Here is a 15,190-nt window from a genome sequence, read left to right as displayed (position 1 = left end):
ACAGATCTATTTTACCATTAGTGAACTTTCTTTGACAATGCTTTTATTATGGAAAGGGCGAACAATATGTATATTGATATTCACTTCCCTTCGGATTGGGAACAAGAGTGGAACAATAAAATGCAGGAAAACAAGGGATGGTCCTCGTGGGAACAATTTCAACTTGCATTTAAATCCGAACAACACACGATCGTTTCCTCCTTTTCCGGTCTCGTGTCACCACCTCACCTTCCTCACTTGGAGTTTCATTCCTACCAAGTGGAAACTGCTCAGCGAGTTATTGAAGAGATGAACGGAAAAGCAATTCTTGCTGATGAGGTAGGGTTGGGAAAGACAATAGAAGCGGGGTTAATTTTAAAAGAGTATATGATCCGGGGGCTCGTGAAAAAAGCTTTAATCTTAGCTCCCGCTTCTTTAGTAAATCAATGGGCCCGAGAATTAAATGAAAAATTTTTTATCCCCGCTGTTCCACAAAAAAAAACATATGTATGGGAACAATGCGACGTGGTAGTGGCATCGATTGATACAGCAAAAAGAGCCCCTCACCGAGAGATTGTGCTTACTCAGGATTACGATATTGTTATCATTGATGAAGCTCATAAACTTAAAAATGCAAAGACAAAAAATTATCAGTTTGCCAAGGAACTGAAAAAAAGATTCTGCCTGCTGCTTACTGCCACCCCTGTCCAAAATAAAATAGATGAAGTCTTTCATCTCGTTTCCCTGCTCAAACCTGGTCACCTTGGTAACGAAGAATCCTTTAAAGGAATGATGAAACAGGCAGAACAAGAAGACCTTGCTCACATTCAAGCTCTTATTAAAATGGTGATGGTTCGAAACAAAAGAAAAGAAACAGGCCTGACTTGGACAAAAAGGAAGATTTCCTCGATCTCTATTGAATTTAACAAAGAAGAACGAGAATTATATGAGGCCATTTCTTTGTTAAAGAAAAGAAAAGATAACCCGATGCACGGTTTCTTAACCACCACCCTCCAGCGTGAAGCATGCAGCAGCCGCGAGGCAGTCTTTATGACCCTTCAAGGATTGGCAAAACGTGAAGGAGGACTGAGCCCAGGCCTGGAAAACGTGAAGTCGAAGATTGAAAATATTACGCAAAACAGCAAGGCTGAAAAAGCTCTGGAAATTATCAAGGAACATGATGATAAAGTAGTTATTTTCACCGAGTACAGAGCGACCCAGCTCTACCTTCAGTGGTTTCTCGGTCAGCACGGCATTAAATCTGTACCTTTTCGCGGGGGTTTTAAAAGAGGGAAAAAGGACTGGATGCAGCAGCTCTTCAAGCAAAATGCCCAGGTTCTCATTGCCACTGAAGCCGGCGGGGAAGGAATCAACCTTCAGTTTTGCAACAAAATCATTAACTACGACCTTCCTTGGAATCCTATGAGAATCGAGCAGAGAATCGGCCGTCTTCATAGACTGGGCCAGGAGAGGGATGTTCTTATATATAATTTTGCTGTCAACAACACGATTGAAGAACATATTCTTTCTCTTTTGTATAACAAAATTAACCTTTTTGAAAATGTAATTGGCGAGCTTGACGAAATATTAGAAAGGCTCTCTTTATCCTCTGTGGAAGAGTATGTTGAGGACGCTGTTCAGAATTCTGAAAGCGAAGGTGAAGTTCAGCTAAAGCTCCGTCACTTATCTGAGATGATTGAAATGGAAAAAAACGAGGAGAAAGGAGATGACTTATTTGCAGCAACATGAAATCCATCACTTCTTAAAAAGATACTTCACCTCTAACGGCTGCTCTTTATTAGAAGATGAGAGGGAAAAGCTTTCTGTACAGCTGAATATTGAAATGGACAAGGAACTTATGAACCGCCCCTTTTACTGGCACTATTTAGAAAAAACAGGCGGAACTCCTAGACCGATGTCCTTAACCTTTTTAACCAGAGGGCAAAAAAATGATCCCAAAGAAAAAGGAGAAGTTATTCATTTTGGGGCTCCGCGGCTTCACCAGATTTTCCATTCGGCCAGAAACAAAGGAAGAATGACAAAATTATATGAAGAAATTCCCGGGCTGGTTCGGTCTGCTCCATTATACCCTTGGCTTGTTTTAAATATAAAAGTTTCCTGCCAGGCTCATCAAAGAAAAGACAAGATCTTTTCCTTTGGACTTCAGCTGATAAACGGCCAAATTGTTGAAAATTTTATGAGTAAGCTTTCAGATAAAAACATTCATTCCTCTATTCCTGATCTTACCTTTACAATGGCTGCTTTAATTAAACCAGAAACAGGAATTCAAAGAATCAAAAAAATCGTCCTCCAGGATATTCAGATGCAAGAACATAAGTGGGCTGAAGAGGCTGTCGAACGCATGAACGCAGACCTGGACCTTTTAGAAAAATTTTATGAAAACACCGAGGATAAACCAGCTAGTTATGAAGCAGAGCGAGAAGCCATCAAAATGCAATACTCCCCTTCCATTTCTATTACGATTATTAATGGAGGTCTTTTTTACCTTCAAGACCAGTTTTTTTAAGGGCATTGCTTTGCACGAGTCCTGAGTAAATCATCAATATTTACCTTTCACATAGCTAATTGCAAAGAAAAATAAAAACCGACGCCAATGGCATCGGTTTTTATTTCTTTTCTTATGCCGGAGCCCCGCTGACGAAAATGGTCATAACAGAGAACCATCCAAATACAGCTAACGAAAGAGCAGCAAAGGCTACGCCAAAGAAATTACGGCGTTTTGTTTCCCGGATGACAGCAAGTAGTGACAAAATAGCTACAAACAATAGTGTAATACCTAAAGCCATGGTAAACTCCCTCCTTTTATGTATTCTTGAAAAAAAGGGCCATTCCTGGTGGTCTTGTACATTGTACAATTGACTTAAGAATGAGAACAAAAATATTTTCCGACCCTTATTATACCCTTGTTTTCAGTGAAATGCATCTTCATTTTCGAAACCTATTTGAACTTTTGAAAATAACGGTTTCATTTTACCTTTATTCTTCCTTTTTGTCGAGTTTCTTTCTCTCTTTATTCTTTCCTTTCATTTGTTGTCTTTTCAATTTTTCTCAGTGTAAAATGAAAGGATGAATACAGTAAGGAGGAATTAGTGTGGAATGGAAACAGATGCCTCTTGGTCCTTTACAGACAAATGCCTATATTCTTATCAATACAAAAAAAGAAGCTGTTATTTTTGATCCTGGCGGGGAAGGAGCTTCCTTGAATGACTGGCTTCAAAAACAACAAATCACTCCGGTAGCTATTTTATTGACACATGCCCACTTCGATCACATTGGAGCTGTTGACGAAGTCAGGGATGAATGGTCTATTGATGTCTATCTTCATGAAAAAGAAAAGGATTGGCTGACTGATGGGTCTAAAAATGGTTCTTCCTATTTTATGAGCGGACAGACAATTGCTGCTCGTCCTGCCGATCAGTTGATAACAGAGGAAGGAACACTTCAGATAGGTGATTTTACCTTTTCGGTATTTGAAACACCTGGTCATTCCCCAGGCAGCATCTCTTTTTATCATGAGGATACGAACACTGTGTTTTCCGGCGATGCTCTTTTTGCCGGAAGCATTGGACGGACAGACCTCCCGGGAGGAAGCCAGGAAGTGCTGCTACAAAACATTCACGCTAAGCTGCTGGAGCTTCCAGAGAATACTCAAGTGGCATGCGGGCATGGTCCTGTGACTTCTATTGGAAAAGAGATGGACAGCAATCCTTTCCTAAGCGGCTTTTAATTACAACTTATAAAGCCCCAGGCGCTCATTTTCGCCTGGGGCTTTATAAGTTGCGACAAAAAAATAGACCTCCCGGGGGAGGAGGCCTAACAAGGGGAGTAAATCGTATTGAAAAATGAACTATGAGGGGGAGGGGGACTCCCTATCATCATTGTTCTAACAATATACGTAAAGTATATTATCCTTTTAACACTATGTCAATAGTATTAACATTTTTTCCTATCTTAAGAAATACAATAAAAAAACAATGAGGAGCCCTCCTCATTGCTTTTTTCGCCTATGTAAGACGCCGGGTATTTCTTAGTGACCCCCGAATTCTGGAACCATCAAGAAAGTTGTGTAGTATGTGAAACCTACCATAAATAAAGTTAAGTAAGCGCCAAAGATATAAATATACATGCGTTCTGTCAATTTCATATACCCTAAAGCCAAGAACGCAGCTGTTTGTGCAAAGAACAATAGCGCCATGTTAAACATGTCCCCTACGAAAAACAAGACAGCGAAAATACCAGTCCAAAAACTAATCATTCGATACATGCGATCCATTTACTTTTCCCCCCTCTTCTACGGATGTCATTTTCTGCTTCACATTATTAGACAAAAAAAAGCAGACAGAAAAAGCGATAAAATAGACATAAGGCCTTAAACCATACTACCCCTATTATATAGAGGGTGGTTATGCTTGTAAATGCTTAAGGTCATCTTTCCTTTCTATGTTAACACAATGTTCAACTTAATTGGACTGCAGTATAGGAGCATGAAGAATTTCTGCTCCCATCCATTAAAGATTGCTCTGTAAAGCTGACGTCTTGAAACACCCCTTCAAACATGCCTTTCATTAAGGCATGATGCATCTTGCACAGGGAACCGGAATGTGAAGGCAGCAATTCTTTAAACGGACAGTTATAAATTTGAAAGTGAATCACTTTTTCTTCAGCATCATACGACAGTTCAGGATTTAACCCCTGCTGTGCAGCCACCATCTCCACGACATCCATCTTCTCTGAAACGTCCAGTGACTCCCCAATTGAATTTGTTTCCTTTAAATAGGAAAGAACTGCTTCTTTTCCAAAAGAGTGCCCGAGACGATTTAATGCAAGCTGCCCTTCTTCTCCAAACGAAGCCAGAGACTCCATCGCCAAGACAGCCAGCCGGTGATAATCCCGAAATGGAAACTGTATGTGAACACCTTGATCCGAAATATAATAACAACGGCTCGGTCTGCCGCCCTTGCCCGTCTTTTTTGTCTCAGATACAAGCAGGGACACACTTTCTAACTTTGTAAGGTGAAGTCTGGCTACGTTTACATGAATGTCAAAAACCTCTGCCACTTCTTGTACAGTAACTTCCCGGTGCTGCTTTGCAACGTATTGGTAAATTGAAAAACGTGTAGGATCTGCCAGGACACTAGTAACTTTCAATGTATTTTGTTCCATAGGCATTCCCTCCTCGCCTGAAAGCTGTATACTGATCTATTATAATACAGCTTCCGTAAGGAATAAATGCTTTTCTTTTTATTAGGGTCTATTGTTCGTCTACGCTCTATGACACAATATTTATGTGGTTCTTCTTAAACGCCTTTTTTGTTTCTGAAAAGTCACCTTTATGGCTGTAGGCAAAAGGCCAAACCAGCGAAACAGCAGTGGGGGCCTTTCTTCCTTCCTCTTTATCTTTCTTTGTTTCCTCGTGTCTTCCGGTTCTTCGATTGCTTCTACAAAACGTTCAATAAGATACTGAATAAACGGGTTAGGCTGCATGGTTATCCCTCCTGTCTTTTTATTCTGGTCAAAGTAAGAGAACTTTACTCAGTTTTATAATATGTAAGGAAGTGTCTTTCTCATAAAAACACAAAAAAAGCTGGGACAAAACCCAGCTAACCAGCGAAGATCGTCCCGTTGGTCTAAAAATAAGGCTCCAATTATCATCATTTGATAATTGGAGCCTTATCTACTTAGCTGAGACCATTTGTCTCAGTTTCCTTTTTACTCTAATCCTAACTCTCAATCACAGCCTTTGCTTCTGCTGCTTTTTCAGCTTCTTCTTTAAACCTTTTTACTGCATCCTGGGCCGCTTGCGTTAAACTGATGCTGGCACCTACACGCAGGCATTCCCGCACAAATTCTTCATCGCTGTCCCTGGCAGGAAGCCCCTGGGAATGGAGACGCCAATGAACCAGCTCATGGAGAAGAGTAGCAAGCACCTCTTCTTTTTTCCTTCCGCTGTTTCTTTTCTTGCTCATTCGGATAAAACGCTCTTCTGTCCCTCTGTCATAAATAAAACAACCATTTCTTGCTGCCCAGTTTCTACTAACAAGTTCAATTCTTCCTGTATATGTTATCCCCCAATGCTCCATGCACAGCCTGTTTGCGTGCTCATAAAGCTCTTCGAGACTTAAATTACCGTCCTTTACCATCCATGTCCCTCTCCCATCCGGCTTTCTTTGCCAGCACTAATGATGCCTTATTTATGCCTATGTCTTTTTCGACTTTCCTATTCCGTAAAGCAGCCCTTTCCATTAGAAAAAGTCAGCTTATGTTATCCCATAAAAAATGTTAATTCTTTCATTATTTGTATTATGCATAATTCGACAATATATTTCAATATGTTTTTCCTTCGTTGTATACTTCATTACGTTAACGCTGAGATATATTACACATTTTATCACATTTTTCATGTTTCCAGAAAGTAGATTATGGGTAAAGAAAGTAATTATACTTGTGTTATTTTTAGGATCGCAGTGAAGAAAGATTATTGATAGGGCCCCATGCATCTTTGCTGGGGGCTGTTTATTCTTTATTCACTGTCTTTTAGCTTACCTTCAGAAACTCAATACACGTTCTAAGCGATTTTGTTCTCAAAGTAAGCACACACGTATAGGATTATATGTTTTACAGTGGAGTTGGATCATAAGCTAGAGGTGAGGACATGAATACGACGAATATAGAAGCCCTTCAGGAATATTTAGAGAATCATGCAGGAAACATTGTGACTGAATGGCAGCAGATTGCCAGTAAAAAGTCTGGTACAGGGGAGATATTTTCTAATCAAGAAAAGGATTTTTATAAAAATGATGAAGAATTTGTACGTACAGCGAGCCAAGGACTGCTTGAAGAAACCAATTTTAAAGACTGGACTGAGCGTACTGCCGCTAAAAGGATTAAATTAGGAACACCCTTAAATCACTCCCTTCAGAAGTTTAAAACCTTTCGTATGCTTATGAATAAGAAGGTTCAAGACTTTGTGTCTGTTTATTCCTCTGAGCTTTCACCAATAGAAGTGCTGACTTGGATACAGAGGCTGGATCAAACACTTGATGAAGCAGCAGAACTTTTTATTCGCAAGTACCAGGATTTTGACACAGAAAAAACAGAAGCTCAACAGCAGGTCATTTTGGATTTGAGTGTACCCATTATACCAATATCAGATAGTATAGGGGTTCTCCCTATTATTGGGGAAATCGATACATATCGAGCAAAAATTATTCAGGAACAAGCTTTAAAGAAAAGTTCTGACCTGGAAATTGAGCATTTAATTATTGATGTTTCTGGTGTTCCATTTATGGATACGATGGTTGCCCATGAAATTTTCCAGCTTCATAAAACTCTCACCATACTCGGTATAGAAACAATTATTACAGGAATCAGGCCAGAAATAGCCCAGACTGCAGTCCATCTTGGGATTAAGTTTAACGGCTTAACAACCTATGCTCATTTAAAACAAGCAGTGTTCACGTTGTTAGAAGATAAGAAGAAATAAAAATAAACTGTGCCTCTTAAGGAGGGGCACAGTTTATCAGTTTTTACGGCTCCGTACCAGGCAAGTGATAAAATACATAGTGCTGACGTTCCTGACCGCTGTCTATTTTTGCAACCCAGCGAACATGGACAAGAGTAGAGGTAAGCTCAGTGCTTTCATACGTGATACTGCCTGCAGGGTAAGAGATTGTTTTTTGTACCACTTTCTGCTTTGGGTCCCACTCTTCCCACCAGTCCCTTTCTCCTTCTATAATCATTCGGTCAAGTAAAAACGAGGAGCCTGTCTCTTTCATCATCATTTTCTCATTTCCAAATAACAACAGGTGATGTACAATCATCCCTCCCAGCAAAAGAGAGAAGAATAATACGGCTGGCATTACTGCGCCCTGCTGATCCATCCTTCATGCACTCCCTTCTCAAACTGAGAGGGTCCAATATGAACAAAGCCGGAAACGCCGCTTTCTGCTGTAACTACGACTTTTGCCCCGTCTCCAACCATTTCAGCTTCAAAGTCAGAAACATGTTGAAGGACAATCTCATACCCCTTTTGATTGACCTTTCGTACAATATTGGTTCCTATTAGTTCATAGGTGATTATATCTGTTTCTTCTTCAAGTTCAATTCTTTGTATTCCAGTAGTTATCGTGCCAGTATATTTTGTATCAAGTCGCAGTTGCTGAAAAAAAATATTTTTCTCCTGTTCACTTTTCATTCTTTCAATAGAGCCGGTACCGTCCAAGGAAGAAATAGCCAGGGGAAGAAAGGCAGCGATGGTTGTTACAATCACAAGACTTATCAATGTCTCTATTAAAGTAAATCCTTTATTTAAAATAGGCACAATGCTCACCTGGCCTCTGTTTTACATTTAGCCAACTGATACAAATTTCGTTCCAGTCTTTTCCTTCTTTTGTCTCAATGAAAAATTCATTATCCCCCCGCCACCTTGTTTTTTCTTGATCATAAGTAGAGGCTGCATTATCAAGAAAATACATTTCTTCCTCAAGTATAGAGAGTGCTGCTCTTTCCTGGACGATCACTTGTCTCTCTGTCTGAATAAGAGTATAAATAGGGACAAGAACAGCTGCGATTACTGTAATGATGCTTAAGGCCCCTACAACCTCTATTAATGTAAAGCCATTAGTATTCTTGAATATAAAACCTCCCCCTTCCAAGCAAAAATACTATACGGTATTGTTTACCGCCTGCTCTAAGAAAAATAGTTCCTGGTTTGTAAATATTACCATTCGCTAAATACCTGATTTCATCAGCATTTATCGTATGGAAGGTAAACTGAACGTCTTCCGGGATAGATCTTACTTCCAGGACCTCATTGTATGTTTGTATTTGATATTCATTTCGGTGAGGATAAATACGCAGAAGCACTGTTTTGTCTTTTACTAAAGCAGTCTGTTGCACTCTGAGTAAGTCGTGCTCTAGCTGTTCAATAAATTCATAGCTTTTTACCGAAGATTGAATAGTCGAAAAGTATAAGAAAGGAAGTGATAAAGCAATAGAAAGGAACGATAGAACCAAAAGCATTTCAATTAATGTATGACCTCTTTGGTTTATTGCATGAGGGAAATTACGAGGAGCCATTTCTTACAACAGTACCATTAGACAAAGTGAGAGGAGAACCATCTGGACAAGTAATCCGGTCTACATACCCCTCTTCGAGTAGATTATTTAAAGAAGAAGGTCTATTTCCATGTTCAACTTCATAGGTAGCTACTTGAGTTTGAAGCAGATCTACCGTCGCCTCGCACCCTTTTGATTGGGCGACAGAATTATTTTTGACCATATTAGGAACGGCAATTAACAGTAAGACTGTAATAATGAGCAATACAATCATCATCTCAATCAATGTGAAGCCTTTTTGATTTTTTACGTGTTTCATTCGATCCCTCCTGTTTTTCTTACTTTTTCAAAGCAGACCATTTCTACGAGAGACTTTACATCTTCTTGCTGACTCGTTTCCATCTGCGACATTCTTATCTCAATGTCTTTTATTTTCTCTAAAATAATTCCCCATTCGATTTTTCCGGCTTCTTTTCTGATCATTCGCACACCTCCTTTTAAGAATTGCTTTACGCTAGAGAAGTCATCAACTGGAAAATAGGAAGAAAAATTGATAAGAATAAAGCAAGGACCAATGCACCTACGATCAAGAACAGAGAAGGCTGAAGAGCCATAACCCAATTTTTCATCAGGCTCTCGATCATCCCCATCAATCGTTGCTGATAAAAATAAAGATCTTCAGCAAGCTTTCCAGATGTTTGCCCATGGTGGATCACAAATACCAGATCCTTGAGAAACCACCCCCTTTCATCAATCACTTTTGGAAACTCAATACCTTCTTTTAATTTCTCTTTTAATTGTCTTCCTTCTTCCTGGAAAAAAAACAAGTGATCCTGCCTTTCAAATACAGTTAAAGCATCATGTATGGTCAAACCGCCCTTTAGTAAGCTGCTTAACTGAGAAGAGAAATAATAGGTAACAATCATGCGGAAAAAATGAGAAAGAAGAGGAATACGGTACACCTTTTCCATTTGAGTGTGAGGAGATAAGCGTCTGAATACTTTCATATAGTACAAGAAACTAATAAATAAGGTTAGCACAAAACTGCCGGCTGCCAGGGGAGCTAATTCCATTACTTTGATCATAACTCTGGTAATGAGGGGAAATTCCATGTCCATAGAAGAAAAAAGGAGGTTAAACTGAGGAAATAAATAATGAACCATCATAATACACAAAAGCGATAAGATCCAAATTAACAAAATTGGATAGCGGGATAAAATTCTCACTTTCTCTTTTATTTCTTCTTTCTTACTATACAGCCTTCCAGCTCCTTTAAAGCCTTCTTCCAGGCTTCCGTAATGCTCAGAAAAATACAGGAAGGCAAGCACATCTTCAGGATAATCCAGAAGACGCAGACTTTCATGAACTGAAGACCCTTCTGCTATCGAGTTCATCCATTCCTTGCAGAGAAGTTGAACCTCTTCCGTTTGTTCATAGGTTAAAAATGTAATACTTTCAGGAAGTGTGTATCCCTGTTCAATCAACTGACCAAGCTGAAGTAAGTATGCTGCTTTATCTTTTCCTTTCCACTTCTTCCGTCTCAATCCCCTGATCACCTCCATCTTTCCATGAATTAATAGGGAGATATCCAAGAGCTATTCCCTTTAACAAGTAACCAGGAAGCTTATTTCTTATATGCTTATTGTTTATTTTCGGCATCATCTCTAAAGCACCCTCCAGCTCTTCGTTGGCAAGGATATCAAAAAGAGCGGTTCTTCCTCCTCGAATGTATTGTGGACAATAAATAGAACAGCTTTCCTGACAAAACATACATTGTTTTCTAACAAGTCGCTGGGAAACAACTCCAAGGAGTGTTTCTTTTAAGTCAAGCTTATTAATGCCTAAATCCTGCAGGCGAAATAATGCTCCGACCTTATCTCTGCTGTGAAGCGTGCTGACAACAAGGTGTCCAGTCAAAGCAGCACGAATGGCAGCTGCCGCTGTCTCTTCATCTCTGATCTCGCCAATCATAATGATATCAGGGTCATGACGTAAGGAAGAGCGCAATCCTTCTGCATAAGTAATACCAGCTTTTGGATTTACTCCTATTTGCAGAAATTTATCTGTTCTCTTCTCGATCGGATCCTCAATTGTTAAAATCGTAGGCTGCTTTTTTTCATATAATTCATGAAGAAGGGAGTAAAGTGTAGTGGTTTTCCCCGAACCAGTGGGACCGGTGAAAATAAGGAGTCCATGAGGATGGTGAATAAGTTTTTTTAGAATTGTGATCGGCTGGGGAAATAATGACAGTTCGGAAAGAGAGAGGCTGGTATCCTGCGGGAGAAGACGTATGACTAAGCTTTCCCTATAGGGGGTCGGAAGTGTGGAAAAGCGCAAATGATGAGGCGGCGATAGCTGAGAATAAAATAAGGCACCATTTTGGGGACGGCGCTGTTCACCAATGTCCATGCCGGATATAAATTTGAAATGAGCGATCAGCCTTTCAGCTCTTCGGCGGCTGATATGTGTTCTAAAGTGAAGATCTCCTTGAATACGAAATAAAACAGCCGTTCCATTTTCACGTGGATGGAAGTGAATATCTGAAGCTTTCCTATTCACAGCATCTGTCAGCAGAGCTATGCTGTCTTGTTCTAAACTTGGCATATAACACAACCTTTCATAAGTGATGAGTATATTCATTCGACACTTTTTTTGTTTTTCCTTTTCTTTTTTTAAAATTATTGCATAGATTTTTTTTTACTGAGTACAATACTAACTGTTGATGGGATGTAGCCAAGCGGTAAGGCATCGGACTTTGACTCCGTGATGCGCAGGTTCGAATCCTGCCATCCCAACCATACATAAAAAAAGCATGGGCTTTGCCCCATGCTTTTTTTAAATTACTTGTTTTCGACTTTTTCTTCTACTTCCTGTACCTTTTCATTCATATCTTCTTCAGCATCACGGCGGTCGTCAATGCGGATATTCACTGCTACACGCTTCGTATCCTGATTAAATGATTCTTCATGAAGCTTTTGAATGATGTGGTATAAATCATTTACGTCTCCCTCCAGAATCGTACTGGTAGGTGTCAGCTGGTATTTCACTTTATCCTTATAATCTTCTAGAAGCTTATGAACGTCAGCTACTTCATCACTCATGCTTGTTGTTTCTTTACCAAGAGGGGTAATATTAATATCTGCAATTGCCATTTACAATTCCTCCTTTTCCGTTCTTGGTTTATTACATTCCACTATAGGAAGCTGAGGAAACTCCTGTTTTGCAAATGCCTTGTATCCATCGATTGCAGCCAGCAGGTGAATACGCTCTGGATCAGCGCAGGTTACTTTTCTTTGCAGAAAAAAAGATATTTTCAATAAAGGCTCCCTCAGTCTTGCTCCTCTTCTTTTTTGAAGAATTCTGTGAGATAAGAAAGAAGCAGGTACACTCCCATAAGCAGAAGCTGCTATTGATTTTTCCCACCCTGTAAAGAATTGAAACATTAATATTCCCATGAGCAGAAAACAAAAGTACAGGAAGGCAATGTTTGTTGAACAATACCTGTTTGTAATAGAAGCTCTCTTAAGAGCCGTCAAATCAGCACGATCAACGTTACCTTTACAGCTGAATAGCTTATGTTCAGCCCCGTGGAACTTTTTCCACTCTTTAGGAAACATAAAGTGGCTGCCAAAGAAGAAAAGAACCAGGACGTACCAAGGGAGGTTAGGAACATTCCAAGTCAGCCAAAGCCCAGATTGGGATAATAAAATGGCGCCACACAAAAAGAAGGCGGTTCCTTTGTACCACCAGGGCAAAGAACCAAAAACATAACGAACGGCCTTCCACAATGTTTTTATAGTTAAAGGAGCTGTCCATGTTTGAATCTTACCTGCTTCTACATGAGCACCTCCTGCAAAACGTCTTCCAAAAAATATAATCCCCTTCTGATAAGAGAGACCTTTAGTCATTCAATTGTGCTTTCTTCATTATCTACATACCTTTCAATTACCCAGTAAGAGGAGTCACTGCCTCTCATTCCGGACAGGACTGGTTCAAAAAAACGGGCATCTGTTTTCTCTAATCCATCATGAGCCTCCCACGTATGCAGATAGCTTACAATCGCTCTCTGTGGATTATCTTCCGTTTCTACTGTCACTTCAATGCTGCCTCTATCTCCAAAGCTTTGATGCTCGTCTGTTTCATTCGGGAAGGAAAAGACAAAGCCATTCTCAACGCTCACCGCTTCGTCTTCATAGACGACTTCATTACCATAGGTTAAATATATATGACTCTCATCAGCAAGCTCGGCTTGCATTGGCTGGCCGTCTTCGTCTAAAAACGTTACCCCAATGTAATCCTCGCCAGCCAATCCCTCACTTGGCATAGCTGTCCATTCCCAGGCTGCCCTTAGAGTTGTGAGGCCTTCATCCTCACCGTTATGTGTCATCAATGTATCCCACTCCACTTCTTCATGGAGAGCTTCATTGGTAACTTCTTCAGACTGCTGCACATAAACAGCCCCGCCTACAAACAAAAAAATCATTAAAAAAACAGGCAAAATCACAACTAATTTGTTTCCATTTAACATTTTTATCACTCCTCTTTTTACTCCCTCTCTATTAATTGCATCCGGCTGTTAAAGAAGAACCTGTAAATGATTAAAACAGCTAACATTGCGCTTACCGACACGGCTACAAAAATACTTAAAGAAATGACAATTTGAAATCGAACAGCAACTAAAGGCGAGACTCCACCCAAAATTAATCCGGTCATCATTCCTGGAAGCTGGACGATTCCAATAGTTTTTAACCCATCAATGTTTGGAATCATAGCTGAACGTATAATTCTTTTAACAAAGGGCTGAGTAGCTTGAGCAGGAGAAGCACCTAATGCTAGGGAAGCCAGGATTTTTTCTTTTTCTGTTTTCATTTCGCTTTTTAGCTTATCTAGAGCAAGTCCGATTGCTACCATGCTATTACCTATAACCATTCCGCTCATAGGGATGACCTGGTCAGGCTCAAAGTCAATAATCTGGAAGCTGAGCCATAAGGCGAGAACCAATCCTTCTATTACAACCATTATTATTAATACTACTGGCAGAATATAAGGTATTCCTTTCCCCTTTTTAGCCGCATGCAAAGCCGCGGTCATAATCATGATCGCAAGCATTAGCGGGATCCCTTGGAGTGGTTCTAACCCGAATAAAAATGTAAGTATATACCCGATGAGAAGTAATTGGGAGATTCCTCTGAAAGCTGACCACAGAATTGACCGAGAGAGCCCTAAAGAATAATAATAAGATAAGCATACAGGAATAATGATAAAAACAAGTAAAAAAAACAGGGTCATGTTTGTTATTTCAATTTCGTTCATGAGATACTATCCTTTAAAAACAATCTAAGCCACTTTGTCTTCGGTTCACTAATCAATGTCTCTGGAAGACCTTCCTCAATAACCTTTCCTTTATCAATGAAGTAAGCATAATCGGCCAGTCGCCTGATTTGGCTTATATTATGACTGACCATTACAATCGTCTTTTTCTCATTTTTCACTACGTTCTTCAGAAGTTCCTCAATTGCTTCTGTGCTTTTTACATCTAATGAACTCGTTACTTCATCAAGAAGCAGCACGTCCGGGTCATTGGCAAGTGTCCTTGCGAGAGCCACTCTCTGTTTTTCTCCCCCTGACAAGCTATCAGCTGACTTAGATAGAAATTCTGCCGGAAGCTTTACTTTTCTTAATAACTTTTCGCCATCATTAGGAGACCAGGAATGGTGTAAAACTGGCCCGTACTTCAGGTTATCTTCAACCGTACCTTCAAACAAAGCAGACTCTTGAAAAACCATCCCAACATCTCGTCTCAACTTCTGGACAGGTAAACGGGTAAGGGAGGTTCCACGGTAATAAATGTCTCCAGCTCCCTGGTCTGACAAACGGTTCAGCAAGTACAGGATACTGCTTTTCCCCGCTCCTGAAGGTCCAAATAAGCACGAAATTTTCCCCTCTTCCAGCGAAAGATTAACATCGTTTAAGTGTTCAGTTGAAACATTGCACAGCTCAAAAACTATCTCTGCCATGGAAAATCTCCTTCTTTCTAGCTGTATCATAAGTATAAATCCTGAAAGAATGAAAGGCAAAGAGACAGCCACAGACATGGAAAAAGAGCGCACTTGCGCTCTTTTTCCATGATCAT

22 protein-coding genes and 1 tRNA gene are annotated in these 15,190 nt (G+C 40.0%); 5 read left to right on the top strand and 18 right to left on the bottom strand.

What is annotated here, in order from left to right; translation table 11 throughout:
• Positions 1-66: 66 nt before the first annotated feature.
• Both CEF17_RS03970 and CEF17_RS03965 read left to right on the top strand, forming a co-directional pair.
• Positions 67-1,728, top strand: coding sequence for a DEAD/DEAH box helicase (locus CEF17_RS03970; protein ID WP_100398375.1), 1,662 nt, complete (start codon positions 67-69; stop codon positions 1,726-1,728).
• On the top strand, positions 1,715-2,506 hold the full coding sequence (locus tag CEF17_RS03965) for a YqhG family protein (protein WP_100400785.1): 792 nt from the start codon (positions 1,715-1,717) through the stop codon (positions 2,504-2,506). The genes CEF17_RS03970 and CEF17_RS03965 overlap by 14 nt, the downstream gene beginning before the upstream one ends.
• Positions 2,507-2,618: 112 nt before the next feature.
• On the opposite strand, the gene CEF17_RS03960 is transcribed toward CEF17_RS03965, so the two are convergent.
• A complete protein-coding gene (locus tag CEF17_RS03960; RefSeq protein ID WP_100398374.1) occupies positions 2,619-2,786 on the bottom strand; it encodes a DUF2759 domain-containing protein in 168 nt (55 codons plus the stop codon).
• A gap of 305 nt (positions 2,787-3,091) precedes the next feature.
• Here CEF17_RS03960 and CEF17_RS03955 point away from each other — a divergent pair, with 305 nt between their 5' ends.
• Positions 3,092-3,727 carry an MBL fold metallo-hydrolase gene (locus CEF17_RS03955; RefSeq protein WP_100398373.1) on the top strand — a complete coding sequence of 212 codons (636 nt, stop codon included), beginning with the start codon at positions 3,092-3,094 and terminating at the stop codon, positions 3,725-3,727.
• Positions 3,728-4,027: 300 nt separating this feature from the next.
• Here the strand turns inward: CEF17_RS03955 and CEF17_RS03950 are convergent, their stop codons facing one another.
• The 4 genes from CEF17_RS03950 to CEF17_RS03935 all read right to left on the bottom strand — a co-directional run bounded on the left by CEF17_RS03950 (position 4,028) and on the right by CEF17_RS03935 (position 6,140).
• Entirely contained in the window at positions 4,028-4,273 is a 246-nt protein-coding gene (locus tag CEF17_RS03950) for a DUF2626 domain-containing protein (protein ID WP_054636482.1), read from the bottom strand.
• Positions 4,274-4,455: 182 nt separating this feature from the next.
• A complete protein-coding gene (locus tag CEF17_RS03945) occupies positions 4,456-5,163 on the bottom strand; it encodes a helix-turn-helix transcriptional regulator (RefSeq protein ID WP_100398372.1) in 708 nt (235 codons plus the stop codon).
• 120 nt (positions 5,164-5,283) lie between these two features.
• Entirely contained in the window at positions 5,284-5,484 is a 201-nt protein-coding gene (locus CEF17_RS03940) for a YqzE family protein (RefSeq protein ID WP_054636484.1), read from the bottom strand.
• Between the two features lie 236 nt (positions 5,485-5,720).
• A complete protein-coding gene (locus CEF17_RS03935; protein WP_100398371.1) occupies positions 5,721-6,140 on the bottom strand; it encodes a hypothetical protein in 420 nt (139 codons plus the stop codon).
• A 512-nt stretch (positions 6,141-6,652) separates the two neighbouring features.
• On the opposite strand from CEF17_RS03935, the gene CEF17_RS03930 reads away from it, so the two are divergent.
• Positions 6,653-7,483: an STAS domain-containing protein gene (locus CEF17_RS03930; RefSeq protein ID WP_100398370.1), complete on the top strand. Its 831-nt coding sequence runs from the start codon at positions 6,653-6,655 to the stop codon at positions 7,481-7,483.
• A gap of 43 nt (positions 7,484-7,526) precedes the next feature.
• Here the strand turns inward: CEF17_RS03930 and comGG are convergent, their stop codons facing one another.
• From comGG to comGA, 8 genes are read right to left on the bottom strand one after another with little or no spacing between them, the layout of a single operon-like run.
• A complete protein-coding gene (gene comGG, locus CEF17_RS03925) occupies positions 7,527-7,880 on the bottom strand; it encodes a competence type IV pilus minor pilin ComGG (protein ID WP_100398369.1) in 354 nt (117 codons plus the stop codon).
• Positions 7,859-8,329, bottom strand: coding sequence for a competence type IV pilus minor pilin ComGF (locus tag CEF17_RS03920; RefSeq protein WP_100398368.1), 471 nt, complete (start codon positions 8,327-8,329; stop codon positions 7,859-7,861). The genes comGG and CEF17_RS03920 overlap by 22 nt, the downstream gene beginning before the upstream one ends.
• Positions 8,304-8,654, bottom strand: coding sequence for a competence type IV pilus minor pilin ComGE (gene comGE / locus CEF17_RS03915; protein ID WP_100398367.1), 351 nt, complete (start codon positions 8,652-8,654; stop codon positions 8,304-8,306). The genes CEF17_RS03920 and comGE overlap by 26 nt, the downstream gene beginning before the upstream one ends.
• A complete protein-coding gene (gene comGD / locus CEF17_RS03910) occupies positions 8,620-9,021 on the bottom strand; it encodes a competence type IV pilus minor pilin ComGD (RefSeq protein ID WP_100398366.1) in 402 nt (133 codons plus the stop codon). Before comGD ends, comGE begins: the two co-directional genes overlap by 35 nt.
• 43 nt (positions 9,022-9,064) lie before the next feature.
• Positions 9,065-9,376 carry a competence type IV pilus major pilin ComGC gene (gene comGC, locus CEF17_RS03905; protein WP_100398365.1) on the bottom strand — a complete coding sequence of 104 codons (312 nt, stop codon included), beginning with the start codon at positions 9,374-9,376 and terminating at the stop codon, positions 9,065-9,067.
• On the bottom strand, positions 9,373-9,540 hold the full coding sequence (locus tag CEF17_RS19825; RefSeq protein WP_157842915.1) for a hypothetical protein: 168 nt from the start codon (positions 9,538-9,540) through the stop codon (positions 9,373-9,375). The genes comGC and CEF17_RS19825 overlap by 4 nt, the downstream gene beginning before the upstream one ends.
• Before the next feature lie 26 nt (positions 9,541-9,566).
• Positions 9,567-10,601, bottom strand: a complete 1,035-nt coding sequence (gene comGB / locus CEF17_RS03900; protein ID WP_198508876.1) for a competence type IV pilus assembly protein ComGB — start codon at positions 10,599-10,601, stop codon at positions 9,567-9,569.
• Positions 10,570-11,697 carry a competence type IV pilus ATPase ComGA gene (gene comGA / locus CEF17_RS03895; RefSeq protein ID WP_232725409.1) on the bottom strand — a complete coding sequence of 376 codons (1,128 nt, stop codon included), beginning with the start codon at positions 11,695-11,697 and terminating at the stop codon, positions 10,570-10,572. The genes comGB and comGA overlap by 32 nt, the downstream gene beginning before the upstream one ends.
• An 83-nt stretch (positions 11,698-11,780) precedes the next feature.
• Here comGA and CEF17_RS03890 point away from each other — a divergent pair.
• Positions 11,781-11,855 (top strand) — tRNA-Gln (locus CEF17_RS03890).
• A gap of 42 nt (positions 11,856-11,897) precedes the next feature.
• Here CEF17_RS03890 and CEF17_RS03885 read toward each other — a convergent pair.
• Genes CEF17_RS03885 through CEF17_RS03865 form a run of 5 tightly spaced genes read right to left on the bottom strand, consistent with a single transcriptional unit; the run spans position 11,898 to position 15,074 of the window.
• Positions 11,898-12,209 (bottom strand): MTH1187 family thiamine-binding protein, encoded by a 312-nt coding sequence (locus CEF17_RS03885; protein ID WP_100398362.1) that lies wholly within the window; start codon positions 12,207-12,209, stop codon positions 11,898-11,900.
• Positions 12,210-12,965: a DUF1385 domain-containing protein gene (locus CEF17_RS03880; protein ID WP_100398361.1), complete on the bottom strand. Its 756-nt coding sequence runs from the start codon at positions 12,963-12,965 to the stop codon at positions 12,210-12,212.
• Complete coding sequence (locus CEF17_RS03875) at positions 12,962-13,585, bottom strand: hypothetical protein (protein WP_100398360.1); 624 nt, start codon at positions 13,583-13,585, stop codon at positions 12,962-12,964. Before CEF17_RS03875 ends, CEF17_RS03880 begins: the two co-directional genes overlap by 4 nt.
• Before the next feature lie 17 nt (positions 13,586-13,602).
• On the bottom strand, positions 13,603-14,370 hold the full coding sequence (locus CEF17_RS03870) for an ABC transporter permease (protein ID WP_100398359.1): 768 nt from the start codon (positions 14,368-14,370) through the stop codon (positions 13,603-13,605).
• Complete coding sequence (locus tag CEF17_RS03865; protein WP_100398358.1) at positions 14,367-15,074, bottom strand: ABC transporter ATP-binding protein; 708 nt, start codon at positions 15,072-15,074, stop codon at positions 14,367-14,369. Before CEF17_RS03865 ends, CEF17_RS03870 begins: the two co-directional genes overlap by 4 nt.
• Between the last annotated feature and the right edge of the window lie 116 nt (positions 15,075-15,190).

This window comes from Bacillus sp. FJAT-44742, assembly GCF_002797315.1.
Lineage (GTDB): Bacteria > Bacillota > Bacilli > Bacillales > Marinococcaceae > Thalassorhabdus > Thalassorhabdus alkalitolerans.
This window is presented reverse-complemented; position numbering and strand designations above follow the sequence as displayed.

Coding starts and splice junctions, on each gene's coding strand:
- comGG (WP_100398369.1), bottom strand. CDS start 7,880: ATGGATCAGCAGGGCGCAGTAATGCCAGCCGTATTATTCTTCTCTCTT.
- comGC (WP_100398365.1), bottom strand. CDS start 9,376: ATGAAACACGTAAAAAATCAAAAAGGCTTCACATTGATTGAGATGATG.
- CEF17_RS03865 (WP_100398358.1), bottom strand. CDS start 15,074: ATGGCAGAGATAGTTTTTGAGCTGTGCAATGTTTCAACTGAACACTTA.
- comGA (WP_232725409.1), bottom strand. CDS start 11,697: ATGAATATACTCATCACTTATGAAAGGTTGTGTTATATGCCAAGTTTA.
- CEF17_RS03930 (WP_100398370.1), top strand. CDS start 6,653: ATGAATACGACGAATATAGAAGCCCTTCAGGAATATTTAGAGAATCAT.
- CEF17_RS03870 (WP_100398359.1), bottom strand. CDS start 14,370: ATGAACGAAATTGAAATAACAAACATGACCCTGTTTTTTTTACTTGTT.
- CEF17_RS03960 (WP_100398374.1), bottom strand. CDS start 2,786: ATGGCTTTAGGTATTACACTATTGTTTGTAGCTATTTTGTCACTACTT.
- CEF17_RS03935 (WP_100398371.1), bottom strand. CDS start 6,140: ATGGTAAAGGACGGTAATTTAAGTCTCGAAGAGCTTTATGAGCACGCA.
- CEF17_RS03940 (WP_054636484.1), bottom strand. CDS start 5,484: ATGCAGCCTAACCCGTTTATTCAGTATCTTATTGAACGTTTTGTAGAA.
- CEF17_RS03970 (WP_100398375.1), top strand. CDS start 67: ATGTATATTGATATTCACTTCCCTTCGGATTGGGAACAAGAGTGGAAC.
- CEF17_RS03950 (WP_054636482.1), bottom strand. CDS start 4,273: ATGGATCGCATGTATCGAATGATTAGTTTTTGGACTGGTATTTTCGCT.
- comGD (WP_100398366.1), bottom strand. CDS start 9,021: ATGCTTTTGGTTCTATCGTTCCTTTCTATTGCTTTATCACTTCCTTTC.
- CEF17_RS03880 (WP_100398361.1), bottom strand. CDS start 12,965: ATGACTAAAGGTCTCTCTTATCAGAAGGGGATTATATTTTTTGGAAGA.
- CEF17_RS03885 (WP_100398362.1), bottom strand. CDS start 12,209: ATGGCAATTGCAGATATTAATATTACCCCTCTTGGTAAAGAAACAACA.
- CEF17_RS19825 (WP_157842915.1), bottom strand. CDS start 9,540: ATGATCAGAAAAGAAGCCGGAAAAATCGAATGGGGAATTATTTTAGAG.
- CEF17_RS03875 (WP_100398360.1), bottom strand. CDS start 13,585: ATGTTAAATGGAAACAAATTAGTTGTGATTTTGCCTGTTTTTTTAATG.
- CEF17_RS03945 (WP_100398372.1), bottom strand. CDS start 5,163: ATGGAACAAAATACATTGAAAGTTACTAGTGTCCTGGCAGATCCTACA.